The sequence below is a fragment of the Pseudarthrobacter adonitolis genome (genome assembly GCF_055412845.1).
On sequence record NZ_JBVAYW010000006.1, the window covers coordinates 116,710 to 140,519 of the forward strand.

Annotated in this window: 25 protein-coding genes; 4 read left to right on the forward strand and 21 right to left on the reverse strand. The window is 66.4% G+C overall.

Annotation, left to right across the window (positions count from 1 at the left end; genetic code table 11):
• The first annotated feature begins 3 nt into the window (after positions 1 to 3).
• Positions 4 to 285, forward strand: coding sequence for a hypothetical protein (locus ACZYZ4_RS09000; protein ID WP_463860073.1), 282 nt, complete (start codon positions 4 to 6; stop codon positions 283 to 285).
• A 42-nt stretch (positions 286 to 327) separates the two neighbouring features.
• Here ACZYZ4_RS09000 and ACZYZ4_RS09005 read toward each other — a convergent pair whose 3' ends face one another.
• From ACZYZ4_RS09005 to dacB, 16 genes are all read right to left on the reverse strand, one after another.
• A complete protein-coding gene (locus ACZYZ4_RS09005; RefSeq protein WP_463860075.1) occupies positions 328 to 576 on the reverse strand; it encodes an ANTAR domain-containing protein in 249 nt (82 codons plus the stop codon).
• Between the two features lie 82 nt (positions 577 to 658).
• Positions 659 to 1,585: a 4-phosphopantoate--beta-alanine ligase gene (locus ACZYZ4_RS09010; RefSeq protein ID WP_463860076.1), complete on the reverse strand. Its 927-nt coding sequence runs from the start codon at positions 1,583 to 1,585 to the stop codon at positions 659 to 661.
• 1 nt (position 1,586) lies between these two features.
• A complete protein-coding gene (locus tag ACZYZ4_RS09015; RefSeq protein ID WP_463860078.1) occupies positions 1,587 to 2,477 on the reverse strand; it encodes a Rossmann-like and DUF2520 domain-containing protein in 891 nt (296 codons plus the stop codon).
• Positions 2,470 to 3,996, reverse strand: coding sequence for a PH domain-containing protein (locus ACZYZ4_RS09020; protein ID WP_463860079.1), 1,527 nt, complete (start codon positions 3,994 to 3,996; stop codon positions 2,470 to 2,472). Before ACZYZ4_RS09020 ends, ACZYZ4_RS09015 begins: the two co-directional genes overlap by 8 nt.
• Positions 3,993 to 4,505, reverse strand: a complete 513-nt coding sequence (locus ACZYZ4_RS09025) for a PH domain-containing protein (RefSeq protein ID WP_463860081.1) — start codon at positions 4,503 to 4,505, stop codon at positions 3,993 to 3,995. Before ACZYZ4_RS09025 ends, ACZYZ4_RS09020 begins: the two co-directional genes overlap by 4 nt.
• Positions 4,486 to 5,019: a DUF3180 domain-containing protein gene (locus tag ACZYZ4_RS09030; protein WP_463860082.1), complete on the reverse strand. Its 534-nt coding sequence runs from the start codon at positions 5,017 to 5,019 to the stop codon at positions 4,486 to 4,488. The genes ACZYZ4_RS09025 and ACZYZ4_RS09030 overlap by 20 nt, the downstream gene beginning before the upstream one ends.
• Positions 5,020 to 5,022: 3 nt before the next feature.
• Positions 5,023 to 5,562 (reverse strand): 2-amino-4-hydroxy-6-hydroxymethyldihydropteridine diphosphokinase, encoded by a 540-nt coding sequence (gene folK, locus ACZYZ4_RS09035; protein WP_463860084.1) that lies wholly within the window; start codon positions 5,560 to 5,562, stop codon positions 5,023 to 5,025.
• A complete protein-coding gene (gene folB, locus ACZYZ4_RS09040) occupies positions 5,559 to 5,918 on the reverse strand; it encodes a dihydroneopterin aldolase (RefSeq protein WP_463860085.1) in 360 nt (119 codons plus the stop codon). Before folB ends, folK begins: the two co-directional genes overlap by 4 nt.
• Before the next feature lie 11 nt (positions 5,919 to 5,929).
• Complete coding sequence (folP, locus tag ACZYZ4_RS09045) at positions 5,930 to 6,850, reverse strand: dihydropteroate synthase (RefSeq protein WP_463860087.1); 921 nt, start codon at positions 6,848 to 6,850, stop codon at positions 5,930 to 5,932.
• Between the two features lie 10 nt (positions 6,851 to 6,860).
• Complete coding sequence (gene folE, locus ACZYZ4_RS09050; protein WP_463860089.1) at positions 6,861 to 7,505, reverse strand: GTP cyclohydrolase I FolE; 645 nt, start codon at positions 7,503 to 7,505, stop codon at positions 6,861 to 6,863.
• A 10-nt stretch (positions 7,506 to 7,515) separates the two neighbouring features.
• Positions 7,516 to 9,582, reverse strand: coding sequence for an ATP-dependent zinc metalloprotease FtsH (gene ftsH / locus ACZYZ4_RS09055; RefSeq protein ID WP_463860091.1), 2,067 nt, complete (start codon positions 9,580 to 9,582; stop codon positions 7,516 to 7,518).
• Between the two features lie 272 nt (positions 9,583 to 9,854).
• Positions 9,855 to 10,406 (reverse strand): hypoxanthine phosphoribosyltransferase, encoded by a 552-nt coding sequence (gene hpt / locus ACZYZ4_RS09060; protein WP_463860092.1) that lies wholly within the window; start codon positions 10,404 to 10,406, stop codon positions 9,855 to 9,857.
• Positions 10,407 to 10,436: 30 nt separating this feature from the next.
• Positions 10,437 to 11,585, reverse strand: coding sequence for a tRNA lysidine(34) synthetase TilS (gene tilS / locus ACZYZ4_RS09065; RefSeq protein WP_463860094.1), 1,149 nt, complete (start codon positions 11,583 to 11,585; stop codon positions 10,437 to 10,439).
• 18 nt (positions 11,586 to 11,603) lie between these two features.
• A complete protein-coding gene (locus tag ACZYZ4_RS09070; protein ID WP_463860095.1) occupies positions 11,604 to 12,737 on the reverse strand; it encodes a zinc-dependent metalloprotease in 1,134 nt (377 codons plus the stop codon).
• A gap of 95 nt (positions 12,738 to 12,832) precedes the next feature.
• Positions 12,833 to 13,828: a hypothetical protein gene (locus ACZYZ4_RS09075; RefSeq protein ID WP_463860096.1), complete on the reverse strand. Its 996-nt coding sequence runs from the start codon at positions 13,826 to 13,828 to the stop codon at positions 12,833 to 12,835.
• Positions 13,829 to 14,344: 516 nt separating this feature from the next.
• Complete coding sequence (dacB, locus tag ACZYZ4_RS09080) at positions 14,345 to 15,829, reverse strand: D-alanyl-D-alanine carboxypeptidase/D-alanyl-D-alanine endopeptidase (protein WP_463860098.1); 1,485 nt, start codon at positions 15,827 to 15,829, stop codon at positions 14,345 to 14,347.
• Between the two features lie 153 nt (positions 15,830 to 15,982).
• Between dacB and ACZYZ4_RS09085 the strand changes: the two genes are divergently transcribed.
• Together ACZYZ4_RS09085 and ACZYZ4_RS09090 are read left to right on the forward strand one after the other, a co-directional pair.
• Entirely contained in the window at positions 15,983 to 16,471 is a 489-nt protein-coding gene (locus ACZYZ4_RS09085; RefSeq protein ID WP_248763190.1) for an inorganic diphosphatase, read from the forward strand.
• A gap of 159 nt (positions 16,472 to 16,630) precedes the next feature.
• Positions 16,631 to 17,956, forward strand: coding sequence for a carboxylesterase family protein (locus tag ACZYZ4_RS09090; protein WP_463860100.1), 1,326 nt, complete (start codon positions 16,631 to 16,633; stop codon positions 17,954 to 17,956).
• Between the two features lie 76 nt (positions 17,957 to 18,032).
• On the opposite strand, the gene ACZYZ4_RS09095 is transcribed toward ACZYZ4_RS09090, so the two are convergent.
• Positions 18,033 to 20,468: a phosphoketolase family protein gene (locus ACZYZ4_RS09095; RefSeq protein ID WP_463860244.1), complete on the reverse strand. Its 2,436-nt coding sequence runs from the start codon at positions 20,466 to 20,468 to the stop codon at positions 18,033 to 18,035.
• A gap of 145 nt (positions 20,469 to 20,613) precedes the next feature.
• On the opposite strand from ACZYZ4_RS09095, the gene ACZYZ4_RS09100 reads away from it, so the two are divergent.
• Positions 20,614 to 21,213 (forward strand): hypothetical protein, encoded by a 600-nt coding sequence (locus tag ACZYZ4_RS09100; protein ID WP_463860102.1) that lies wholly within the window; start codon positions 20,614 to 20,616, stop codon positions 21,211 to 21,213.
• 52 nt (positions 21,214 to 21,265) lie between these two features.
• Here the strand turns inward: ACZYZ4_RS09100 and ACZYZ4_RS09105 are convergent, their stop codons facing one another.
• The 4 genes from ACZYZ4_RS09105 to ACZYZ4_RS09120 form a co-directional block, all read right to left on the reverse strand.
• Complete coding sequence (locus ACZYZ4_RS09105; RefSeq protein WP_463860104.1) at positions 21,266 to 21,658, reverse strand: DUF1761 domain-containing protein; 393 nt, start codon at positions 21,656 to 21,658, stop codon at positions 21,266 to 21,268.
• 82 nt (positions 21,659 to 21,740) lie between these two features.
• The gene (locus ACZYZ4_RS09110) at positions 21,741 to 22,271 is read right to left on the reverse strand and encodes a helix-turn-helix domain-containing protein (RefSeq protein ID WP_463860106.1); all 531 of its coding nucleotides are present in this window, start codon (positions 22,269 to 22,271) and stop codon (positions 21,741 to 21,743) included.
• A gap of 94 nt (positions 22,272 to 22,365) precedes the next feature.
• On the reverse strand, positions 22,366 to 22,599 hold the full coding sequence (locus ACZYZ4_RS09115) for a DUF6597 domain-containing transcriptional factor (protein ID WP_463860108.1): 234 nt from the start codon (positions 22,597 to 22,599) through the stop codon (positions 22,366 to 22,368).
• Positions 22,600 to 22,652: 53 nt separating this feature from the next.
• Positions 22,653 to 23,507 (reverse strand): HAD family hydrolase, encoded by an 855-nt coding sequence (locus ACZYZ4_RS09120; protein WP_463860110.1) that lies wholly within the window; start codon positions 23,505 to 23,507, stop codon positions 22,653 to 22,655.
• Positions 23,508 to 23,810 lie beyond the last annotated feature (303 nt).

A 23,810-nucleotide genomic window follows, 5' to 3' on the forward strand; every position in this document is an offset into this window, starting at 1 on the left:
CCAATGTCAGCAGAGCGAAGGTTCGAATTTGTCCCGTGTGATGATACTGACCCGTGGATTGAGAGCACCACAGCGTCCGCCGAGGTCAGGTACTTCGCCCGGGAGTCCCTCAGATGGCAGGCACAGGAAATCATCGACGAAGTGCTCCGCGGAACCGCCCCCGGCGAGGAGTTGGCGAGGGCAAGGATGCGCCGCTGCGTGGCCCAGAACCCGGGCAGGCCCGAACGTGCGCTTCTGCGGCAGCTGATGCTCAACCGCGACCCCTACGGCGAACCAACACAGTAGAGCAACTCCTTCCTCCGCCCGCAAGGCGCACCTTACCCCGCCTTACAACGTGAGACTGCTGTCCACAATGCGCCCGGCGGTCATATGGATGCTCTGGCTGTTGGCGCGTGCATGGCTGGGCAGCATGTTGAACGCTGCGTTCATGTCCACGCCGTCGGTGTGGGAAATGACGCCCTTGGCCTGCTCGATCAGCACCCGGGTGTTCAATGCCAACTGCTGCTGCTCATTTACCAGTGCCGCCTCCCTGATGGTGCGTTCCTGCATGAGGGAGATGGTGGCGACGTCGGGCAAGGGCCAAAGTCAGCAAAGCCCGCGCCATGAAAGACGAACAGTGATTAGGAGCTCTAGGGCGCCCGGAACCGGACGCTACATATCAGCTGCTCAGCGGCACGTTATCGATCAGCCGGACCGGCCCCACCTTGGCCGCGATGAGGGCCAGGCCCTCGCCGCGGAACGGGACTTTCCGGCAGTTTTCGGCCAGCGGCTCAAGGGTGCGGGGATCCACCACGTCGAAGTAATCCAGTCCCACCAATGGCTGGGATTCCACCAGGGCCCGGGCCGATTCCAGATCAAGCGGCTGGTGGGCGTTCGCCCGCTCCGCCAGGAGCCGCAGCGCCCGTGACAACACCAGGGCGGCCTCCCGTTCCTCCGCGGACAGGAACCTGTTGCGGCTGGACAGGGCCAGCCCGTCCTCAGACCGGACCGTGGGAACGGCAACAATTTCGACGGGGAAGTTCAGGTCCGCCACCATCCGGCGCACCAGCGCCAGCTGCTGGGCGTCCTTTTGCCCGAAATACGCCCGGTAAGCCGGCAGTCCCCCACCGCCGGAGGCAAAAGCACCGGCCGGCGGAAGCCCGGCGCCCGGGATCCCGTAGTGCAGCAGCTTGGCAACCACTGTGAGGGCGCCGTCGAAATGGCCTGGCCGTGAAGCGCCTTCCCATTTCTCTCCCAAGGCGCCTGCGGTCACTCGCACCAGCGGTTCGCCGCCGGGATAGACCTCTTCCACCGGCGGCGCAAAGACCAGGTCCACGCCCTGTGCTTCCAGCAGGGCAAGATCGGCTTCGAGCGTGCGCGGGTACCGGTCCAGATCCACCGCATCACCGAACTGCAGCGGGTTCACGAAGATGGACGCCACCACTACGTCGTTCTGTTCGACGGCGGTTCGCGCCAGCCGGGCGTGCCCTTCGTGCAGCGCGCCCATGGTGGGCACCAGGCCCTGGGACCTGCCCATCTTCTGCGCGAGCAGCCGGGCACTCGCTTCACGGAGCTCTGCGGCAGTTGTCACCAGTAGCGTGGCCATGTCAGCTTTCCTCTTCCAGGGCCGCGCGGAGGGCCCCCACTTGATCCGCTTTGAGCAGCCCCCGGCTGCTTGCCCGCTGTGCCGTGGCGCGAGCCATGGCGAGGTAAGCCTCCAGCACATCGCCGTGCGCACCGGCGTCGTATTCCCGTAAGGCCTCAGCGTGGGCCGCCACTGTCCCCACGTCACCGCGGGCCACCGGCCCGGTCAGCGCCGATTCGCCTGAGGCGAGCGAATTCTCAAGCGTGGCACGCAGCAAAGGTCCCAGCATCCGTTCCGGTGCGTCTACGCCCACGTCGCGGAGCAGCTGGGAGGCCTGCGCCACCAGGGTGACCATATGGTTCGAGCCATGGGCAAGCGCCGTGTGGTAGAGGGTCCGGTCCCCCTCGGCGATGGCCACGGGTTCGGCGCCCATCTCCACAACCAGCGCCTGCGCGATCGGCAGCATCGCGGCATCTGCCGTGACGCCGAAAGTGCAGTCCAGGAGGCGTGTCAGGTCCAGGCTCATGCCCGTGAACGTCATGGCGGGGTGCAGCGCAAGGGGGATGGCTCCGGCGGCGCGCACCGGGTGGAGCACCCCCACGCCGAACCTTCCTGACGTGTGCGCCACGATCTGTCCGGGCTGCCACGCTCCGAGTTTGGCGAGGCCCTCCACCAGCCCGGCCAAGGCGTCGTCGGGCACGGCCAGGAGCACCAATTCGGACCGTTCCACAATCTCCTGGATCTCCAGTATGGGCACGCCGGGCAGCAACGTTTCCGCCCGTTCACGGCTGGCCTCGGACACCGCGGAAACCCCGACGACGGCGTGCTCGGCCGAGCGCAACGCCGCACCAAGGACGGCACCCACCTTCCCGGCACCGATGATTCCGACGCCAAGGCGCCCGGGCTTAGCCACGTTGCGGGCCTTCCTGTTGGGGACTTTGTTGCGGTGCGGGGGTTTCGGCTGGCTCAACCAACGGAGCCACCTGCGCCAGCCATTGCTCGCTGGTCTGCCGCTTACGGGCGAGCCGGGCGCGGGCGGACTGGGCAACAAAGAGGGCCCGGGCCTCGTCAAGCCCGGCCTGGGTGAGCCGAGGCGAGACCGGCCCCGCGGTGGTGTGCAGGACAAGGTCCGCCACACCGAATCGGCGTGCGAGCGGACCCTGGTGCAGCGCCATTGACTGGGCGCGCTGGTGCGGGACCACCACCAGTTCCCGCCACCACCGGCCCGAGCGGAGCAGCAGGGCCGTGTCAGTGGTGGCGAAGCCGTTGCGGCGCCAGCCCAGCGGCGCCAGGAATCTGCCGCGGCGCGGCGTGGTGACAAATCCGCCGTCGGAATCCAACCCCGAGAGCCCGGCCGCGAAGATCCGGCCAGGCTCCGGCGTTCCCGGATCCGGCAGCACGAGTGCGAGCATGCTCATCACGTCGGGCAGCTTGCCCACGGGCAGCAGCGTGGTCCGGGACGCCGTCTCACCGTTCCCTCCGGCCGCGCCGTACCCGGCCACGTTGACCTGGATCCGGTACCAGCCGAAGATCCGCCACAGCGGGGACTGGGCCACTTTCAGCGCCTGGACCCTGCCCGGCGGCAGCGTCTGCGCCTGCGTGTCCAGCAGCCCGTAGCGGAGCCGGATCCCGTCCGGCGAAGTGGCCGCAGTGAAGTTGTAGCCCTTGTTGAAGGAGCCCCAGTAGCTGGCTGCAAGGCCCAGCACCGCCGGGATCAGGTAGAAGAAGAAGCCGCGGTTTTCCGTTACGGCGGACAGGATCACGGAGACGATGCCGCCCACCACCACAAAGAAGCTCTGCTCGCTTAGGAGCAGCGAACCGATAAGGCGCGACGGCGGCACGGACAGGACCGGATATTCGGGCGCCTCGGGTGCGGCCTCCTGCGGCCGGGCCGGGTCCGGGACCACGCCTGCGGCCCGTGCCAGGATGGTGGCCCGGAGCTGGCGGGCGTCGTCCATCCGCAGGTACGCCAGTTTGACGGCCGATTCGCCGGCGTCGGCCACCTCGAATTTGAGTTCGGCCAGGCCGAAGATCCTGGCTAGGAGGGGCTGCACGATGTCGATGGCCTGGACGCGGTCCAGCCGTGCCTGCCGCTGCTGGCGGAAGAGGAAACCGGAGTTGACCCGGACGTATCCTTCGGAGACCTGGTACTTGGTGAAGTACCAGGTCAGGAGAAAGCCCAGCACGGTCACCACCAGGACGATGCCGCCGCCAGCCACCAGCCAGGGTGCACGGCCGGCGAAACCCTCCTCGAAGAGCGGACGGCCCTGCAGCAACCGCTCGAAAAAGTCCCGCCCGAAGAAAAAGCCAATGGCCGCCAGGGCCACCCAGCCGCGCACAAAGGGGGACGCCGGGTGCACACGCAGCCACTCGCCGTCGGGCGCTACCTGAACCGCACTCGGCGCGCCGGCCTCCGGAACGTTTGCCGTCACAGCCCTGCCAGCCTGGCTTCACCGCGGGCGGCGAGCTGCTCGCGCAGGCGTGCCCCCTCCGCAGCGGGTAAGCCGGGAATGGTGGCGTTGGTTCCGGGTGAGGCGGTGTGGAGTTTGAGCGTGCAGAGTCCCAGCCCGCGTTCCACCGGGCCCACGCCGATGTCCACGTACTGCATGCGGCCGTAGGGAACGGTCATGGTCCGTTGGAAGAAAATGCCGCCCCGGATCAGCAGGTCATCGTCGCGCTCGGCATAGCCGATGGCGCGCACCTGGCGCGGGATCAGCAGCAGCCGCCAGAGGGCCATGACCAGAGTCACCGCCGGGACGGTGATGGCCAGCCACAGCGGCGGCCACCGCCACCAGCCGAGCAGGACAAAGACGAGCGGCAGGGTCAGGACAATCACCGTGACCAGGTTCCCGATGGCCCACTGCACCAGCCGCACCGTGACGTATTTCGGGGATACCCGCTGCCAGGTAATGCCTGGTGGATCAATCGCCTCTGTACGCATATTCGCCTTCCCCTGCGGCTTCGCCGCGTACCCCGCGGCCGGGTTTTCCGTCGCCGGGTGTCGCATCGCTGTCTTCGGGCGGGATCTTGCAGAACCGTTCCACCAGCAGGCCGACGACGATCATCACCAGACCGCCGACGGCGATCGCGATTGCCACCCAGGTGATGCCCTGGTCGCTGCGCAGGTTCCAGATGCGCAGCTGGTCCAGGAAGATCCCCCCGTGCCAGCCGAGAAGGACGGTGCCCGCGTAGGCGCAGGCCTGGGCGAGCACCAGGGTCCTGGCGGCAAGGATCGGGTCAAGGGCCTTCTCGCGTTTGGTGCTGTTGCGCCACCGGAGCACGCGGATGCCAAGAACCAGGGTGATGGCAACAATCACGCCCATGGTGGCCAGCGCGGTGGCCGGAAGAACCGGCGTGGCCATGCTGTAGCGCGTGGTCACCACGGTGGCCGACCAGCCGGCCACGGTCAGGACCAGGCCGATCAGCAGGAGGCGGACAGGGTTGATGGGCTTCACTGGTTACTCGACCGCCCCGGCTGTGGGGACGCCGTCGTTATCGCCGAAACCGTCGAACGGGGCGAGGTCGCCAAAGTCGGGGGCGCGGGAAGCCAGCTCGCTGATGCGTTTCCCGCCCAGGGTGGCCGCCGGCTCGATGAGCGACCACGGATAAAGCACAAAGGCGCGTTCGGCGGCACGCGGGTGCGGCAGTGTCAGCACCGGGTCGTCACTGGTGAGGTCGCCGTAGGTGATGATGTCGACGTCGAGCGTCCGGGGTCCCCAGCGTACTTCGCGAACGCGGAGGTGCTTGTTTTCCACCGCCTGGCAGTGCTTCAGGAGCTCCGTCGGGGACAGCGTGGTTTCCACGGTGATGATCATGTTCAGGAAGTCGGGCTGGCCGGCCGGGCCACCAACGGCTTTGGTCTGCACCACCGGGGAAACGGCCTGCAGGCGTACCTCCGGCGGGTCCACCAGGTCAGCAACGGCCTCGGACAGGGTGTCGTTCCGCTCGCCCAGGTTGCTGCCGAGGGCCAGGACGGCTTTGGTGTACCCGCCGCTCATGGTCTCTCCCGGTGCACGCTGACGGCCACATCGCCGAAGGGCACCTCGATGGGTGCCTTGGGCTTGTGGACGGTGATGTCCACGGCCTGGATGGTGAATTCGGCGAGCAGGCCATCGGCGATCCGGACGGCCAGGGCCTCGATCAGGTTCAGCGGCTCCCCCGTAATCCAGTCCTTGATCCGATCAGCCACTTCGCCGTAGTGGGCGGTGTCCCGGACGTCGTCGGACACTGCGGCTTTGGCGAAGTCCAGATGCAGCACGGCGTCCACCACAAACGGCTGGCCCTCACGGCGCTCGAAATCGAAGACTCCGTGATGGCCGACGGCGGTGACACCGCTCAGCGTGATCCTGTCCATGGGTGCCCGGCCTAGGTGGTGGTAGGGGCGGCGGCCATCCGCGCGGCCACCTTGACGGCGTCAAGGCTTGGACCGACGTCGTGCACACGGACGGCCCAAGCCCCCCGGAACGCGCTGATCGCGGTGATGGCGGCCGTGGCGGCGTCGCGTTCCTCCGGGACGGCGGACTTGCCGGCGACTGTGAGGAGTGTGCCCAGGAAACGCTTGCGGGAGGCGGCCACCAGGACCTTGTGCCCCAGGCTGTCCAACTGGTCCAGGTGCTGCAAGAGCTCCCAGTTCTGGGCGTCGTTCTTGGCGAAGCCCAGGCCCGGGTCCACGATGATCTGCTCTTTACTCACCCCGGCTGCGTAGAGCTTGTCGCGGACGCCGGCGAGTTCAGCCACCACTTCGCCGGCCACATCCTGGTATTCGGCCAGCGAATCCATGGTGCGGGCATCGCCGCGGCGGTGCGTGAGGACATACGGCACCTTGGACGCGGCTACGAGCTCGGCCATCTCAGGCTCGATGGTCAGCCCGGAGACGTCGTTGATGATGGCGGCACCGGCTTTCAAGGCAGCAGCGGCCGTGGAAGCGTGGGTAGTGTCGACACTGACCAGGGCGCCCGCTTTGACCAGGGCTTCGATGACGGGGATCACCCGGCGCTGTTCTTCCTCCGGGCTGACGTCCTCCGCACCGGGGCGCGTCGATTCGCCGCCGACGTCGATGATGTCCGCTCCGGCGTAGAACATCCGCAGGCCCGCCGCGATGGCGGTGTCCGCTGTCACGTGCTTTCCGCCGTCGCTGAAGGAGTCCGGGGTGACGTTCAGGATGCCCATGACCAGGGTGCGGCCGGTGGGCAGGTCCGCGAATTTAGCGGCCGGGCGCGGTCTGCGCAGGATGGGCAGCGGAGTTGTTGCGGGCCCGGTTCCCGGGGCGGCAGCTAGTGAGTCCATGGTCTGTTACTTACCTTCCGAGGATGAGGCTCATGGCTTCGGCACGGGTGGCCGGGTCATGAAGCTGCCCGCGGACCGCGCTGGTGACGGTCTTTGCTCCGGGCTTGCGGACACCGCGCATGGACATGCACATGTGTTCGCATTCGACAACGACAATCGCGCCACGGGGCTTGAGGTGGCTGACCATTGCTTCGACGATCTGGGTGGTGAGCCGCTCCTGCACCTGGGGGCGCCGGGCGTAGATGTCCACGAGGCGTGCCAGCTTGCTGAGCCCGGTCACTTTGCCGTCGTGGGAGGGAATGTAGCCGACGTGCGCAACCCCGTGGAACGGCACCAGGTGGTGCTCGCACGTTGAGTAGAACGGGATGTCCTTGACCAGGACCAGTTCTTCGTGGTCCAGGTCAAACGTGGTGGAGAGGACGTCCGCGGGATCGTGGTGCAGTCCCGCGAACACCTCGGCGTAGGCCTTGGCCACCCGCCGGGGGGTGTCTATGAGGCCGCCGCGGTCCGGGTCCTCGCCGATAGCCAGGAGTATCTCACGGACTGCTGCCTCGATCCGGGGCCGGTCCACCTTCTCGTGCTTTTTGTGGTGGGAGCCGTCCTCCGCCGGGAGTCCGGCGGAGGCATGGGCGTTGTCGTCGTCGAAGTGAGTCACAGAAGAAAGCTTAGCCGCGCAGGGCGTCGGGACCCGAGTCGGGAATGCCGCCCTGAAACGGAGCATCCTCCGGGACACCCTGCGGGTGCGGCGGCTGCACGTCCAGCGGTTCCTCAAGGCGGGCCTGTTTGGCTTCCTCCTGGGCTTCGCGCTCAGACTTCTCCAGGCGGGATTCCACGGGGCCGGCCTGCTGGACCGGACGGGTCTCCTTGGACAGCCACACCTCGCGGAAGTCACGCTTGCGGATGTCCGTGAAGATGTGCGCGATCTCGGCCTGGTTGAGGGTCTCCCGTTCCAGGAGTTCCAAGGCCAGCTGGTCCAGGACGTCCCGGTTTTCGGTGAGGATGGCGTAGGCCTCATCATGCGCCTGGTCGATCAGGCGGCGCACTTCCTCATCCACCACGTAGGCGATCTGGTCCGAGTAGTTCCGCTCGTGGCCGGCGTCGCGGCCCAGGAAGGGTTCGCCGCCGCCCTGGCCCAGGCGTACCGCACCGACTCGCTCGCTCATACCGTACTCGGTGACCATCTTGCGGGCCGTGGAGGTGGCCTTTTCGATGTCATTGGAGGCTCCCGTGGAGGGATCATGGAAGACGATCTCTTCCGCCACACGGCCGCCCATCGCGTAGGCCATCTGGTCCAGCAGTTCGTTGCGGGTGATGGAGTACTTGTCGTTCTCCGGGACCACCATGGTGTAGCCCAGGGCCCGGCCGCGGGGCAGGATGGTGATCTTGGTGACCGGGGCCGAGTTCCGCAGCGCGGCCGCCACCAGGGCGTGTCCGCCTTCGTGGTAGGCGGTGATCTTGCGTTCGTGTTCCTTCATCACGCGGCTGCGCTTCTGCGGGCCTGCCATGACGCGGTCGATGGCCTCGTCCAGGGCGCGGTCATCGATGAGGTTGGCGTTGGAGCGCGCGGTCAGCAGGGCGGCCTCGTTCAGGACATTCGCGAGATCCGCGCCGGTGTAGCCCGGGGTCTTCTTCGCCACGGCCTTGAGGTCAACGCCCGGGGCCATCGGCTTACCCTTGGCGTGCACCTGCAGGATCTGGTCGCGGCCAATCAGGTCCGGGGCGTCCACCGAGATCTGGCGGTCAAAACGGCCGGGACGCAGCAGGGCCGGGTCCAGGACGTCGGGGCGGTTGGTGGCCGCAATCAGGATGACGTTGGTTTTAACGTCGAAACCGTCCATTTCAACCAGCAACTGGTTGAGGGTCTGCTCACGTTCGTCATTGCCCCCGCCGATTCCGGCACCGCGGTGACGGCCGACGGCGTCGATCTCGTCGACAAAGATAATGGCCGGAGAGTTGGCCTTCGCCTGCTCAAAGAGGTCGCGGACACGGGACGCGCCCACGCCCACAAACATTTCCACGAAGTCCGAGCCGGAGATGGAGAAGAACGGCACGCCAGCCTCACCGGCGACTGCACGGGCCAGGAGGGTCTTGCCGGTTCCCGGAGCGCCATAGAGCAGCACGCCCTTGGGGATCTTGGCGCCCACGGCCTGGAACTTGGCCGGTTCCTGCAGGAACTCCTTGATTTCCTGGAGCTCCTCCACAGCCTCGTCCGCGCCGGCAACGTCAACGAAGGTCACCTGCGGCATGTCCTTGTTGACCATCTTGGCCTTGGACTTGCCGAACTGCATGATCTTCGACCCGCCGCCCTGCATCCGGGTCATCAGGAACCAGAACAGCGCACCAAGCAGGATGACGGGGATGAGCAGCGAGAGCAGGCCGGAGAACCAGTTGCTTTCGATCGGCTGGTCCGTGTAGCCGTTGGCGGGCTTGGCAGCGGTGACGGCCTTGACGACATCCGCGGCGCGGGCGTCGACGAAGAAGAACTGGACGCTCTTGCCCTTGTCCTGCCCGTTGAGGTCCAGGTTGTCCTTCAGTGTCAGGTCAACGCGGTTTTCGCCGTCGAAGATCCTTGCCTGCTCAACCTTGCCGCTGTCGGCGAGGAGCTCAAGGCCCTTGTCCGTGTCGATCCGCGCCGCACCACCGGGAGCCAGTGTTGCAAAGGCCACGAGAAGCATGGCGATCACAACAACGATCCAGATGCCCGGGCCCTTGAAGAAACTCTTAGCTTTCATCTGTTCGGGGGCTGGCCCCGTCCCTCCTGGTAGTGCTGCACGGCGAGTGGGTCTGCGCGCGTGTGGTGCTGCATCAGCTACTAGCTATACACCGTTCGGAGTAATTCACGCACGGTGCTGCTCAAAAGTTCCCTCTGGGCGTAGCGGGATCCGGCGGCGCCGCGGGAGGCGCCAGCGGTCTCCCCCTGTTCGCTTTAAACGCAGCGAGATGGCATTTCACGGCATTGTTCAGTCCTTGGGACTGCCGTGAAGTGCCATCTCGGCGGGAGTGGTTACTCGTATACGTGCGGGGCGAGGGTGCCCACGAAGTCTAGGTTGCGGTACTTCTCGGCGTAGTCCAGGCCGTAGCCCACCACGAACTCGTTGGGGATATCGTAGCCGACGTACTTGACGTCGAGCTCCACCTTGGCGGCCGTGGGCTTACGGAAGGCAGTACAGATCTCCACAGAGGCGGTGCCGCGGGATTCCAGGTTGGACTTGAGCCAGGACAGCGTCAGGCCGGAGTCGATGATGTCCTCGACGATCAGGACATCCTTGCCCATCAGGTCCGTGTCCAGATCCTTGAGGATGCGGACAACGCCGGAGGACTGGGTGCCGGAGCCGTAGGAGGATACTGCCATCCAGTCCATCGACACGTGGCTGTGGAGCGCCCGGGCGAGGTCGGCCATGACCATCACAGCACCCTTGAGCACACCGACCAGAAGGATTTCGCGTCCTTCGTAGTCCTTGTCGATCTGCGCAGCGAGCTCGCCGATCCGCTGTTGGATCTGTTCCTTGGTGCAGAGAACGTGCTTGAGGTCTGCCTGGACGTCGTTTGAATCCACCAATGGCTCCTGTGTAGATGCGGGGTGCGACTATTCTTGGGACGGTTTTTGAGGCCGGAATACTAGCTTCCCACAGCGGGCGGCTTCGCGGGGAACAGGGGCGCCGCCGTCGGACCCCTCCGCGGTGCCGGGCCGCCCGCCCGCAGCGTCCCGCTGGGCCAGCTCGGCGAGGGAGAGCCGGTATACGCTCACCCCGCCGGGCAGCTCCACGGGACCGGCGGAACCCTGCCGCCGCAGCAGCGCTTCCGCCGCCAGAAGGCGCTGGTAGCTGGGCTGTTGGCCCCCGACGTCGGCCGCTGCCTTGGCGATGACCCGGAACCTGATGGCCGGGGGCAGTCCGCCCAGGGCTTCCTCCGGGAGGCTGATCTCCGGCCCGGACCGCTCGGCCAGGGCCGTAAATGTGCGATCTGCCACGTCCTCCAGATAGTCGGCGTCCTGTTGCAGGATGGACGCAGTCCGCGCAAGTGATTCAGCCACTCCGGGCCCGAGTTTTTCCTCGAGCAGCGGCAGCACTTCCACCCGGGTCCGGGAGCGGACAAAGGCCGGGTCTGAATTGCTGGGATCGTGCCAAGGGTCGAGGTCCTCGACGTCGCAGATTTCCAGGGTGTCCGCGCGGCGCAGGCCCAGGAACGGCCGTAGCAGCATGCCCCGGGCAGGCCTCATGCCCGCGAGGGAACGGGTGCCCGAGCCGCGGGCCAGGCCCAGCAGGACCTGTTCGGCCTGGTCGTCCAGGGTGTGACCGAGCAGGACCGCCGCGGCTCCCTGGTCCCGGGCCGCAGCCTCCAACGCTGCGTGGCGTGCATCCCGGGCGGCAGCCTCCGGGCCCATCCCTGTGCTGGCGACGGTAACGGTCCGGAGGTCCACCGGGGAGAGGCCCAGTTCCTTAAGTGCCTGGACGGTGGCGGCAGCTACCTGGGCCGAGCCCTCCTGCAGTTGGTGGTCAACCACCACGGCGCCGACCGTCAGTGGGTGCCCGTCAACGTGGCCGCGGCGGGCGAAATAGGCTGCCACCGCCGCAAGGGCAAGCGAATCCGGGCCACCGCTGCAGGCCACCAGCACATGGGCCGGATAGCCCGCGTGCGCCAGGGCGTTCTGGAGCGCTTTGCGCGCTGTGCCGACGACGGGCGCCAACCTGCCGGGCCGCCGTCGTCCGCTTGGAGCCTTGCGAGCGTCCGGCATCTTTGGAGCGTGCTGCACCTACAGGCCCATCCGGTCGACCCACAGCTTGGCGTCGTGGATTTCAGGCTCGGTGGGGAGGTTGTCCGCGGCTTCCCACACCCGGTTGAAGCCCTCCATGCCGGCAACAGCCACGACGGCGCGGACAAACTTGGCGCCGTCGGAATACTGACGCATCTTGGCGTCCAGGCCCAGGAGGCTGCGGATGAATTTCTCCATCACGCCGCGGTCCTTGCCGCGGTCGGTGAAGCGCTGCCGGATGGTCCTGACGGAGGGGACGATGCTGGCGTCGACGGCGTCCATCACCACGTTGGCGTGGCCCTCCAGCAGGCTCATCACTGCCGTCAGGTGGGATAGGGACGCCTTTTCCTCGGGGTTCTGCAGCAGGTCCAGGATGGCGCCGCGGCCTGGAGTATTGCCCGTGGCGGTCCGGTCTTTGAGGGAACGCGCGGCCGCGGACGCACGCTCCATCAGCGAATCAACGTTGCCCAGCAGGTGCCCGCTGAGGTTGTCGATCTCGGAAAGCATGTGGTGGCGGAGCCACGGCGCGGCCGCGAACTGCACGCGGTGCGTCTGTTCGTGCAGGCAGACCCAGAGCCTGAAATCCTCCGGCGTGACGTTGAGCTCGCGCTCCACAGCCACGATGTTGGGCGCCACAAGCAGCAGGCGGCCGGCTGCGGGCGCCGTGGAACCGTCGGCGAGCGCGGCGAACGGATCGTACTGGCCCAGGACTTTGCTGGACAGGAACGCCAGGACAGCGCCGAGTTGGCTGCCCGTGATGGCGCCGCTGACGCTGGCCGCCGCCGGGCTGACGGTGCCGCGGCGGCTTTCGAGCATTTTTTCCATGGCGGGTTTGAGCATCACGGCGAAGCTCTGTGTGTTGGCCTTGGCCCAGTTGGCCCGGTCCACCACCAGGACAGAGGAGTCGCGGAGGTCCCGTGCGGCTTCGAGGCCGGTGATTTCGTGGACGTGCGGGACGGAGGCATCCGCGAGGCGGCGCAGGCTGTCCACGGCTTCGCCGATTTCCGCCGAGTTGAGTGTTGGCCCGGCGGAGGCCAGCCGGGCCGCCGTGGATGCGGCCAGGTCCCAGTTGATCAGGGCCTGGGGCGGGCTGGATGATGCCGGGGCTGACGAATCACGTGCAGTGGACTCCATAGTCCCCATCACATCACAGCCGACGGCGGATGGTCCTTAAGTTCGCTGACCGGCGAACGCCTCCGGGCATCCCGTCCGGCCAGTTACGGGCCCTGTTACTGCCCTCCCGTAGTCTTCGTAGTGACCTCGGCACGTGCTGTGTTGGCGTAGACCTCCGGGCTGACCTCATAGCCGTGTTGGTCGAGCTCGAGTGCTTGCTTATTAATGTCTGCCAGTTGGGCGTCGGAGAGCTGTTCAATTTGCACGAGGTCCAGAGTTTCCTGCCTTACGCCACCCTCAGCTGTCACTTTCACAAGCCCTGTCCCGGCTGAATAGTGCTTACGCTGATGGCCTACCTCCGGTTCCAACGGATTGCGTTCGTTAATAATCAGCACGTCTCCGTAGCAGCCTGTGGGGACGCACAGCGCTACATCCTCCTGGATGACACCTCCGCAATCCAAGAAACCTACTGAAGCCGCGTGCGCCTGAACGTATTCCGGCGTGCCGGTCTGCGGCTCCGCTGGCATGGCAATTCCGGCCTGGCTCCCGGAAATTCCGTGGATGAAGGTGTTGGGCGCCCCCATGAATTTGTCGTTTTCAAACTCCTCGGGATACTCACCGAAGAGCCAAACCGTTCCAGCGTTATCTTGGGCAAAGAAGGCCAGTTCCGATTCAACCAGCACCTCGTCCTGGTAATCGCGGTCCCACATCACCAGGGTTTTCACACCGTCAATAACTTTGGTCAGGCCAGTTACGGTGTGTGTGACCCTCCGCTCGGTGGTGCCATCTTCAGCCTCGACTGTGCCGGTGGTGGTGTATGTGGTGCCAGGCTTTAGCGGAAACCACTTGTTGTTGATCGTCGGAGAGCTTTGGAAGTCTGTCTTGTCGAAGTTGATCGAAGACCCTGGCCCGCACAGCTCTGGCGCCTGCGACGTAGCTGTCGGCGACTCTGACGGCGATCCTGACGGCGATGCCGGCTCCGAAGTGCCGGTGGAGTTGGGCTGCGCCTGCCCGGCATTCGGCGCCGCGCACGACGCTACAGCCGACATCGCCAGAAGCAGCGTGAAAGCGGAACTGAGGGCTGATAGTCGTCTTTTTGACTGGAACATCATTGTGGCCTTCGCTGTCGGAGTTTATTGCTTCAGCAACTGCCTTGGGCGCCCCGTTCGGGAGTTCATCTAGGGGCAGCGCTGTCGAAACCCGCGCCGGGTCTGGGGCGATCAGAAGACGCCGCCTACGGGAGCGCGGCGAGCCGCCAAACGCGCGGCTGCAAGCACAAGGTCATGCCGTGCCGCGTCTTGGCGGGAGTGGGTCGGGGCGGCATCACGGAATTTGATCGGACATGGACACCAGCCTCACCCCTTCATGACGGTTTCGACGTCGGAGGTTCTTTGCGTTGCCAAACGCGGAGCCCCGTGTGGTCGAGTGTAGGGCCGGCCTTCGTCACGTGTCACGAGTAGCCGGTACTTGTTTTTCCTCCCGTTGCGCCGCAAGTACGCGCTCATAAAAAGGCCCTGCCCGCATAACAGCGGTCGGGACCCGCACGGACGGTGTTGCCCCGGCACCGGTCTTCGGGGCAGCACCGCTGGTGCCGGCAGGACAGGTGCTTCGAGGACGGGGCCGCCAGGTCAGCGACAGCCGCAGGCAGCGAGCGCCGTGGCGGCCCGGTCCAGGGCTTCCCGGTTCCCGGCCGCGCCAGGCGTCAGTCCGTTGCCGATGAAGGAGAAGACCAGGAGCCGGCCGTCTGCGTCCACCACGTACCCGCTGAGTGCCATCACCGAGTTCAGGGTCCCGGTCTTCGCCCGCACCAGGCCGGCGCCCCGGGAAGTGGCGTCATCCCCGTAGCGGGCGTCCAGGGTTCCGGTCAGCCCCGCGACGGGAAATCCATCCAGCGCAGCCCGCAGCCTGGTGTCGGAACCGGTGGTGATGGCACGCACCACTTCGGCGAACTGGCGGGCCGAAACCTGGTTGGCCAGCGCCAGCCCGGACACGTCCGCGAGCCGCATGGTGTCTGTGGGGATCCCCATGTCCGCGAGTTGTGCGCCGACTGCCACGGTGGAGCCGTCGTTGCTGGCGGGCTTCCCCGCTGCCGCCGCTGCCATCCGGCCCAGAACCTCTGCCAGATAGTTGTCCGAGGTCTGCAGCATCAGGTCCACCTGCTGGCCCACCGTGGCGGACCGGACCTCGGCCAGGACCGCCGGCTCTTCTGCGGGAAGCGTATCGCCCGAAGGCGCGGCGTAACGCTCGACGCCGGCCGCTACCGTGAGTCCCGCAGCTGCACCTGCCGCCTTGAGCTGCGCGGCAAACGCCTCCGCGGCGGTGATGGCTGAGTCCTGGGGGCGCGGGCCGGTGGTCACAGCCGGGTCAAAGCGCGCCGAGTTCAACGCAAGCGGGTACAGCGGGGCCACCTCGCCCGCCGCAACGTCCCCCTCAGCCCAGGCGGGGTTCAGGGCGGGGCCGCTGAACAGGGAATCGTCCACCAGGACCTTCAGCTCGCCAATTGTTCCTGTGGCTTGGAGCGCGTTCACGGTGGCGGTGGCAAGGGTAGCGAGCCCGGCGTGGCTCATTACCTGGTTGGGCGCGGAATCTCCGGCGCCCAGGAGGACGTCGCCGCCGCCGGTCAGCACCACATCGTTGGCATCCGAACCGGCCAGAACCTTGGTGCTGAACCGGTGGTCCGGCCCGATTGCCCGGAGGGCGGCCACCGCGGTGAGCAGCTTCATATTGGAGGCGGGGATCCGGCTCTCCGCACCGCCGCGGTCAAACAGGACCTGGCCAGTGAGCGCATCCTGGACCAGCCCTGTGAAGCTGCCGTCGCCGTCGGGCTTTAACAAGGCGTCCAACTGCGCGGCGACGGCGGAGGGCAGCGGCACGGACGCCGACTCCGAGAGCGGAGCCAGGCCCTGCCGGGCGGAAAGCGTGGCAGGGCGCTGCTGCCAGGCAGGCACCACGGGCGTCGCCACTGGAGGCGGGCCGACGAAAGCCGGGGCAACCAGCCACGCGGCGGGCAGTGCCAGGATGACGATCACGGCCAGGAGCAGAGCCGTGGGCCAGGCACGCAGCCCGCGCTGGACCGTGCGCCGGAACGCGCCGGGGCCCGATGATTCCTTCATGCTGGTGCTGGTCCTCAAGTCCTGAAATTTCCCCGCAAGTTCCTGAAACCTGGGCCTCTCGCTATATCCTCAATAGTAGTCGGCGGCACGGACACTCCTTTTGTTGTTCGTCTCCTGTGCCGCGAACCCCCTGCAATTGCCGAGGAGCATTCCATGAAGCATGACGTGACCATCGAGATCCCCAAGGGATCACGAGTCAAGTACGAAGTTGACCACGAGACCGGCCGCGTCCGCCTGGACCGCGTCCTCTTCACCTCCATGCAGTACCCCACGCACTACGGTTTCTTCGAGAACACTTTGGGCGAAGACGGCGATCCGCTGGATGCACTGGTGCTCCTGCAGGACTTCGATCTGCACCCCGGCGTCATCGTTGAGTCGCGCCCCATCGGCGTATTCAACATGACCGACGACGGCGGCGGAGACGCCAAGGTCCTGTGCGTCCCGGTTGACGCCCGCTTCGACCACATTCAGGAAATCAGCGATGTCAGCGACTTCCTGATTAAGGAAATCGAGCACTTCTTCACCCGTTACAAGGACCTGGAGCCCGGCAAATGGGTCAAGGCTGAGGGCTGGGGCGACCGCGCCGCCGCCGAGGCCGAGCTGGAAGCCTCCATCAAGCGTTACGTGCCGGCAGCCCACTAGCGTCTGTCCCTAACGTCCGACGGCGGGTGCCGGGTTCGCGAGAGCCCGGCACCCGCCGTCGTCATCTGCTAGTTTTTGTCCAGCTATCGGGGCTTGAGCAGCGGCAAAGGCCCGATATCTGGACAAAAACTCCAAAGGAAACTATGGAATCGTTGCCCTGTGAATTCCGAGCCATTGCTTAATCCTCCGTGCGGACCAATCACCGGGTGGCAGGACGGTGCCGTGCTGCGCGCCACCGGCATCCCCTACGCCACCGCGCGCCGCTTCCACCCTCCCGTTGCCGCGTCCGACTGGACCGCCGAGTTTGCCGCCACCACCCTCGCGCCGGCCTGCCCGCAGGGCCCCGTTCCGTTCCTGGACGACGTCCTGGGTACCCGGTACGGCGAACTCCCCGGAAGTGAAGACTGCCAGCGCCTGTCGATCACCGTTCCGGCCGGGCTTGCCGACGGTGAGCAGGTCCCGGTCATGGTGTGGTTGCACGGTGGCTCCTACACGTCGGGTTCCGGTGACCTGGCGATCTTTGACGCCAAGTCCCTGGTGTCCGAGAACCGGGTCATCGTGGTCTCCGTGACCTACCGGCTGGGCCTGTTCGGATACCTGGCCACCGGCACCGGCCGGCCCGCGAACCTCGGCCTTCTGGACCAGCTCGAAGCCTTCCGGTGGGTGCAGCGCAACATCGCGGCCTTCGGCGGGGACCCGGGGCGGGTCACCGCGTTCGGGCAGTCCGCAGGGGGTGACTCCGTGGCCCACCTCATGGCCGCCCCGGAGGCGCCGTCTCTGTTCCAGCGGGCCATCATCCAGAGTGCGCCGCTGGGGATAACCCGCGGCCGGCACAAGATGAGCCATGCCATGGGCATCGCGGCCGAAGCAGTTACAGAAGACACGCCTGCCATGGACGTTGTGGCCATTGAGGACCAGGTGTCCCAGGTGTCCCGGAAGTATGGGCTGCTGGCGGCCATGCCGTTCGGCACGCAGTACGGACACGACCCACTGCCGCCGGAATCCGGCATTGAAGCCGCCTGGAACGCCACGGCCCCGGGCATCGAAGTGCTGATCGGGCACACGTCGGATGAGGCCCGGCTGTTCCTGCCCCGCAGTCCAGTGGTCGGCCGGCTGGGCAAGATCCCGCTCGTGGGCGCCGCCGCCGTGAAGGCCATCAATTGGGCCGTAACGGAGGCGGTCTACGGCCGGGCAGCCCGAAAGTTTGCCCGCCGCCACGCCCGCGCCGGGGGCAAGGCCTACAGTTATGTGCTGTCTTGGGGCGCACCCGGAAACTTCTACCGCGCCGCACACACCGTTGACCTGCCGCTGCTCTTCGGAAACCAACAGACCTGGGCCGCCGCCGGGCTTCTCAAGGGCGCAACCTGGGATGAGATCGACGCCGTGGGCCGCGAGATGCGCCGGCTGTGGGCCGCCTTTGCCCGGGGTGAAGGACTGGCTGAGACGGGCGGGATTCCGGGGGCGCTCCAGTACCGCTCGGTATGAGCCCGAGTTTTTGTCCAGCTATCGGGGCTTCAGCAGCGTCAAAGGCCCGATAGCTGGACAAGAACTCTGAGGGTTCTCAGCCGTTGAGCACCCAGTTCCGGATCTCCTCCGGGTCCTCGCCGTGGGTGCGGGTGTGTTGCCGCGCTTGGATCCGCCGGTCCTGAAGGTCCTGCCGCAGCAGCGAGTGCTTTTCGGCCAGACCGGGCACGCGGTCAACAGCGTCGATGGCCAACTGGAAGCGGTCGATCCCGTTGAGCATGGCCATGTCGAACGGCGTTGTGGTGGTTCCCTCCTCCTTGTAGCCGCGCACGTGCAGGCCGTCCTGGTTGGTGCGGCGATAGGCCAGCCGGTGGATCAGCGACGGATAGCCGTGGTAGGCGAAGATGATCGGTTTGTCCGGGGTGAAGATGCCGTCAAAGTCCGACGCTGGGAGGCCATGGGGGTGCTCACTCACGTCCTGGAGCCGCATCAGATCAACTACATTGACCACCCGGACCTTCAGCCCCGGGACACCTCGCTTCAGCAGTTCGGCCGCGGCCACCGTTTCCACCGTGGGCACATCCCCGGCACACGCCAGAACAACGTCCGGGTCCTCCCCCGGCACCTCCGAACCCGCGAACTCCCAAATGCCCAGCCCCCGCCGGCAGTGGTTCGCCGCGTCGGCCGGCCCAAGCCAGGTGGGCGATGGCTGCTTGCCGCTGACCACAATGTTCACGTAATCGGTAGATGCCAGGCAGTGCTCCATGACCGACAGAAGCGTGTTCACGTCCGGCGGCAGGTACACGCGGATGACCTCGGCTTTCTTGTTCACCGCGTGATCGATGAAGCCGGGATCCTGGTGCGAAAAACCATTGTGGTCCTGCTGCCACACATGGGACGACAGCAGGTAGTTCAGCGACGCCACGGGCTGGCGCCACGGGAGCTTGCGGTGGACCTTGAGCCACTTGGCGTGCTGGTTGAACATGGAATCCACGATGTGGATGAAGGCCTCGTAACAGCTGAACACCCCGTGCCGGCCGGACAGGAGGTACCCCTCCAGCCAGCCCTGGCACAGGTGCTCGCTCAGCACTTCCAGAACCCTGCCGGAGCGGGCGAGGTCCTCGTCGGCGTCGTCAATCCGGTACTGCCAGACCTTGTCGGTGACTTCGTAGACGGCCTGAAGCCGGTTGGATGCCGTCTCATCCGGCCCGAAGAGGCGGAAGTTCTCCATGTTCAGCGAGATGACGTCCCGCATCCACGAGCCCAAGGTGATCATGGGGCTGATCCGTTCGGTCCCCGGCGCCGCGACGTCAACGGCGTGGGCGGCGTAGGCGGGCAGCTTCAGCGGTGTGCGAAGGAGTCCGCCGTTGGCGTGCGGGGTGGCGCTCATCCGGAGGTTCCCGGTGGGCGCATTCGTGGCGACGTCGGGCCGGAGCCGGCCCTCGGCGTCGAACAGCTCCTCCGGACAGTAAGACCTCAGCCACTCCTCCAGCTGTTTCAGGTGTGCGCCGTTGGTGCGGACTTCCGCCAGCGGGACCTGGTGGCTCCGCCAGGTGCCCTCCACCTGGAGTCCGTCCACTATCCGCGGTCCCGTCCAGCCCTTAGGCGAGCGCAGCACAATCATGGGCCAGTGCGGCGCAGCGCCGTTTCCGGGGGCACCGCCTGAAGTGCCGCCGTCGTGCGCTTTCCCGCCCGTCCCGTCCGCCCCGCCCCGGCGGGAGGCCTGGATGGCGCGGATGCCTGCCAGGCAGCCGTCGACGGCAGCCGCGAAGTCCCGGTGCGCCTGCTCCGTGTTGTCCGCGTCCTGGACCGTCACGAAATGCGGTTCGTGGCCGTAACCGCGCAGCAGCTGCTCCAGCTGTTGCTGCGGCATGCGCGCCAGGATGGTGGGGTTGGCGATCTTGTAGCCGTTCAGGTGCAAGATGGGCAGCACGGCACCGTCCGCCACCGGATCCAGGAAATTATGGGAGTGCCAGCTCGCCGCCAGCGGCCCCGTTTCAGCTTCGCCGTCGCCGATCACGACGGCGGTGATCAGCCGGGGATTGTCGAACACCGACCCGTAGGCGTGGGCCAGCGCGTACCCGAGTTCGCCGCCTTCGCTGATGGAACCCGGCGTCTCCGGCGCCGCGTGGCTGGGAATGCCGCCGGGGTAGGAAAACTGCCGGAAAAGTTCGGCCATTCCTGCTTCGTCAGGGCCCACGTGGCCGTAGATTTCCGAGTACGTGCCCTCGAGCCAGGCGTTCGCCACTACCGCAGGACCGCCGTGGCCCGGGCCGGCAACGAAGAGCATTTCCTGCGAGTCCCGGCGGATCACGCGGTTCAGGTGTGCGTAGACAAAGTTCAGCCCGGGAGTGGTGCCCCAGTGGCCCAGGAGCCTGGACTTGGTGTGATCCGCAGCGAGGGGCTCCCGCAGCAGCGGATTTGAGCGCAGGTAGATCTGACCTACCGAAAGGTAGTTCGCAGCCCGCCACCAACGGTCCACAAGATCCAGGGCTTCCTGCCCCAATTCGTCCTGCCCCATGCTTCCGGCCATGACCATCCTCACGTAGCTGCGCGCCGCCGTCGGCGGCTGTGCCTCCATCGCAACATCTATCGGTACGCCGGCACAACCCTGCCCTCTGAGGGACTCCTCGCCAACTTGCCTTGGGCCAGCTGCTAACCGGTAGTCTGTGATCCACATGTTCACGTTGACCATCAATCAAACGGATAGCCGGCGCGACGGCGACCGCGTCCCTCAGCTGCTGAAGGACCTGCGGCACATACCCGCGCGCCTGGACTTCGACCGTTCTGTGGAGGATGAGGTCCAGGGCATTGTGGACTGCCCGCACCAGGCCGTGGAGGCTGCCCTGATCGCCCTGCGCTGCGGCTCCTGGTACGTGGGGCTCGGCGTCGGACCGGTCAACGAGCCGCTTCCCAACCAGATCAAGGATGCCTCCGGCCACGGCCTGATCTACGCCCGGCGCGCGGTGGACCGGCTCCGGAACAGCAAAGAACGCATCCCGGTTGCCGTAGAAGGACCGCTGGCGGACGTCGCCCACGAAGCCGAGGCCGTGCTGCGGCTTTTGGGCCATATTGTGCGGGACAGATCCGGGGCTGAATGGCGCGTACTGGACCTCATGACCCCCGGCGTCCGCGGACAGCAGAAAGCGGTGGCCCAGGAACTCGGCATCACCACCCAGGCCGTCAGCAAGGCAGTGGCCAGGGCCCAGTGGAACGAGGAACACGCTGCCCGTCCCGCGGCCGCGCGGTTACTGGCGCTCATCCTCGAAGTGCGCTGAACCCAGTTAGGTCACGCCGCCTGCTGCTGAAGGGGCCTGTTGCAGGGCGCCTTTACTGCATGGCGCCGATGATTGCCCCCATTGCAGTGAAGGTCACGATGTTGTAGCTGGCGTTGATGGCGAACAGCGTCAGGCTGCGGCGTTCGAAAAGGTAGTTGACGCCCAACGCGGCGGCCACCCACGCCGTACCGGTAGCCAACCCTGCAAGAGCACCGAATCCGGCGCCGCCGTCGGCGATAAAGGCGGCGAGCGCCACGGCCATCACCGCTGCGAGCAGGAACGATCCCACAAACACCCGCACCGTTCCGTGCTTCAGCTGCTCATCCGTCACGCCGGCCTCGCGTTGCCATACTTTGGCGAAGAGCACTGAGTACCAGAGCGCTCCCACTATGAAGCCCGCCAGCGCGGCCAGCAGCACGGCCAGCCAGTTGATGTTGATGTCCATGAGGGGGCATCCGCCTTTCCGAAGGGTGATAGCCCGATGCTAGCGGCCGCCACAGGCCAGGTCTTGTAAAAATGCCGCAGTGTCAGAGACGTCCGGTTCTGAGGCCGGGCAGTTCCTCCACCGGAACAAACGTGGCGTAATCGGCGCCGTGTTCCCGGACGATCCTCAGATATTCCGACGGCGTGAAGCCGGCAAAGCGGCGGAATGCCCGGACCAGGTGGGGCTGATCGTAGTAGTCGGCCAGGGACAGGAGATCTTTTCCCGCCCCGGCGCCTGGCGGCAAAGCAGCCGCGGCCTTGACGAAGCGATGGAATCGGCACACGTCGGAGAACCCTTTGGGCGTTGTTCCGCAGTCCCGCATCATGATCCGCTGCAGCGTGGAGGTGCTGAGTCCCAGCCGCCGCGAAAGGTCCCCCACCGGGATGTCTTCTTCCGCAAGGAGGCCGACGGCGGCTGCCGTCCTCGCATCGGATCGGTACCCGGGGCGGAACCTCGCCTTGAGAAACGATTCCAACGCGGCGAAGGCGCGCTCCGGCGTCGGGCCCTCAGTTCCGCGACCCCGCGCGGCACGCAAGGTGCCGAATCCGGGGAAGATCCTCTCGGCGTCCAGCACCCGTCCGCTTAAGGCCGACGGCGGCACGTCAGTGAAGGCGGCCGCCCCGAAGGGTGCGAGAACAGCTCCGACGTTGAGGATCTGTGCGGGGTTTTCACTGATACGTGCCCTGGAGTCCTGAGTAGAACCCGGCGGCGACTTCTTGCGCCGGACCCGCGGAACCTGTGGGGTCGATGAGCCGGTACGGATCAGAGAGGTTCAGGACCAGGTGCGCCGAGGGTGCGGGCAGGATCTTTTCACAGCGTGCTGCCGGGCTGGCCCGGATAAACCAAAAACCCGTGACGAACGGTTGCAGCCCGGGCGGCGCCGGGCACTCCTCGAAGTGCACAGCCCCAGTCTAGGTGCGCCGTTCCAGAACCACTTGCCGCAACTGCCAGCCCTCTATAGGAGGCTGCGCAGCACATGCGCGGCGCCGTCGTCGAACACCGAATGCGTGACCTCATCCGCGGCGGCGATGACTTCGGCCGGAGCCTGGCCCATGGCGACGCCCCGCCCGGCCCAGCCCAGCATTTCGATGTCGTTCCGGCCGTCCCCGATGGCCACGGTGCTGTGGGGTTCAATCCCCAACTGGCCGCGGAGCCGTTCCAGCGCACTGGCCTTCGTGACCCCTGCGGCGGCGATATCCAGCCACGCCGTCCAGCCGACCGAGTAGGTGACGCCGGCCAGGCCGATCTCCCTGATGGTTGCGGAGAATTCCTCCGGCGTGTTTTCGGTGCTGAACACCACGAGGCGGACCGCGGTGGCCTCCAACAGGGTCTGGAAGTCCACGCCGATCGCTTCGACGCCGAAGCTGGCGTCCTGGAAGCGTTCCGTGGACAGGAAGTTGCCGTCCTCGTCCTCCAGCGCATACTTCGCGGTGGGCAGCTTCTCCCGCAACGCCCGCAGCGCCGGGGCAGGATCGAAGGTGGCCTTGTGGATGATTTCGTAGCCGTCGGCCAGGTCCGGATCCAGCCGGAGAGTTACGCCGCCATTGCAGCAGACGGCGTAGCCGCTGTCGATGCCGATCTGTTCGATGATGGGCAAGGTGGCGTTCAAGGAGCGGCCGGTGGCGATCAGGACGTCGTGACCCGCGGCCACCACGGCCTGTGCGGCCTCACGGACCGGCGCGGACATGTGGCCGTCGTGGTCCACCAGGGTTCCGTCCACGTCCAGGGCAACCATGAACTTGGTGCTGTCTTCGTTTGCGATCCGCTGGTCATCGATGCCAGCGACTGTGGTTTCAGTCAATGTAGTCATACATCCAGTAGACCAGAGACCCCTGACACCGGCTAGGACGCAGGCCACAGCGCCCCATGAACACCCGGTAAATACTCACAGGCTTCGTCGGCGGTTATGTCACCACGGATCCCGGCATAGCAACCACCAGAGCATGGCTGAGCTTGCTCGACCCCATGACATCCATTGCGGTCTGGATCAGCCCCGCGCAACGGAATTCACCCTGCACCACGGGCTCTACAGTTGTCCTCAGTCGGTGCCGGAGCGGATAGGAACGCGTTTCCCGCACTTCCTTGACTGCCGTGTCCTCACCGAGGACCAGGA

Excerpts from the sequence above, each read along its gene's own strand:
- ACZYZ4_RS09000 (WP_463860073.1), top strand. The coding sequence starts at position 4 with ATGTCAGCAGAGCGAAGGTTCGAATTTGTCCCGTGTGATGATACTGAC.
- ACZYZ4_RS09010 (WP_463860076.1), bottom strand. The coding sequence starts at position 1,585 with ATGGCCACGCTACTGGTGACAACTGCCGCAGAGCTCCGTGAAGCGAGT.
- ACZYZ4_RS09025 (WP_463860081.1), bottom strand. The coding sequence starts at position 4,505 with ATGCGTACAGAGGCGATTGATCCACCAGGCATTACCTGGCAGCGGGTA.
- folK (WP_463860084.1), bottom strand. The coding sequence starts at position 5,562 with ATGAGCGGCGGGTACACCAAAGCCGTCCTGGCCCTCGGCAGCAACCTG.
- folB (WP_463860085.1), bottom strand. The coding sequence starts at position 5,918 with ATGGACAGGATCACGCTGAGCGGTGTCACCGCCGTCGGCCATCACGGA.
- folP (WP_463860087.1), bottom strand. The coding sequence starts at position 6,850 with ATGGACTCACTAGCTGCCGCCCCGGGAACCGGGCCCGCAACAACTCCG.
- ftsH (WP_463860091.1), bottom strand. The coding sequence starts at position 9,582 with ATGAAAGCTAAGAGTTTCTTCAAGGGCCCGGGCATCTGGATCGTTGTT.
- tilS (WP_463860094.1), bottom strand. The coding sequence starts at position 11,585 with ATGCCGGACGCTCGCAAGGCTCCAAGCGGACGACGGCGGCCCGGCAGG.
- ACZYZ4_RS09070 (WP_463860095.1), bottom strand. The coding sequence starts at position 12,737 with ATGGAGTCCACTGCACGTGATTCGTCAGCCCCGGCATCATCCAGCCCG.
- ACZYZ4_RS09075 (WP_463860096.1), bottom strand. The coding sequence starts at position 13,828 with ATGATGTTCCAGTCAAAAAGACGACTATCAGCCCTCAGTTCCGCTTTC.
- dacB (WP_463860098.1), bottom strand. The coding sequence starts at position 15,829 with ATGAAGGAATCATCGGGCCCCGGCGCGTTCCGGCGCACGGTCCAGCGC.
- ACZYZ4_RS09085 (WP_248763190.1), top strand. The coding sequence starts at position 15,983 with ATGAAGCATGACGTGACCATCGAGATCCCCAAGGGATCACGAGTCAAG.
- ACZYZ4_RS09095 (WP_463860244.1), bottom strand. The coding sequence starts at position 20,468 with ATGGCCGGAAGCATGGGGCAGGACGAATTGGGGCAGGAAGCCCTGGAT.
- ACZYZ4_RS09100 (WP_463860102.1), top strand. The coding sequence starts at position 20,614 with ATGTTCACGTTGACCATCAATCAAACGGATAGCCGGCGCGACGGCGAC.
- ACZYZ4_RS09105 (WP_463860104.1), bottom strand. The coding sequence starts at position 21,658 with ATGGACATCAACATCAACTGGCTGGCCGTGCTGCTGGCCGCGCTGGCG.
- ACZYZ4_RS09120 (WP_463860110.1), bottom strand. The coding sequence starts at position 23,507 with ATGACTACATTGACTGAAACCACAGTCGCTGGCATCGATGACCAGCGG.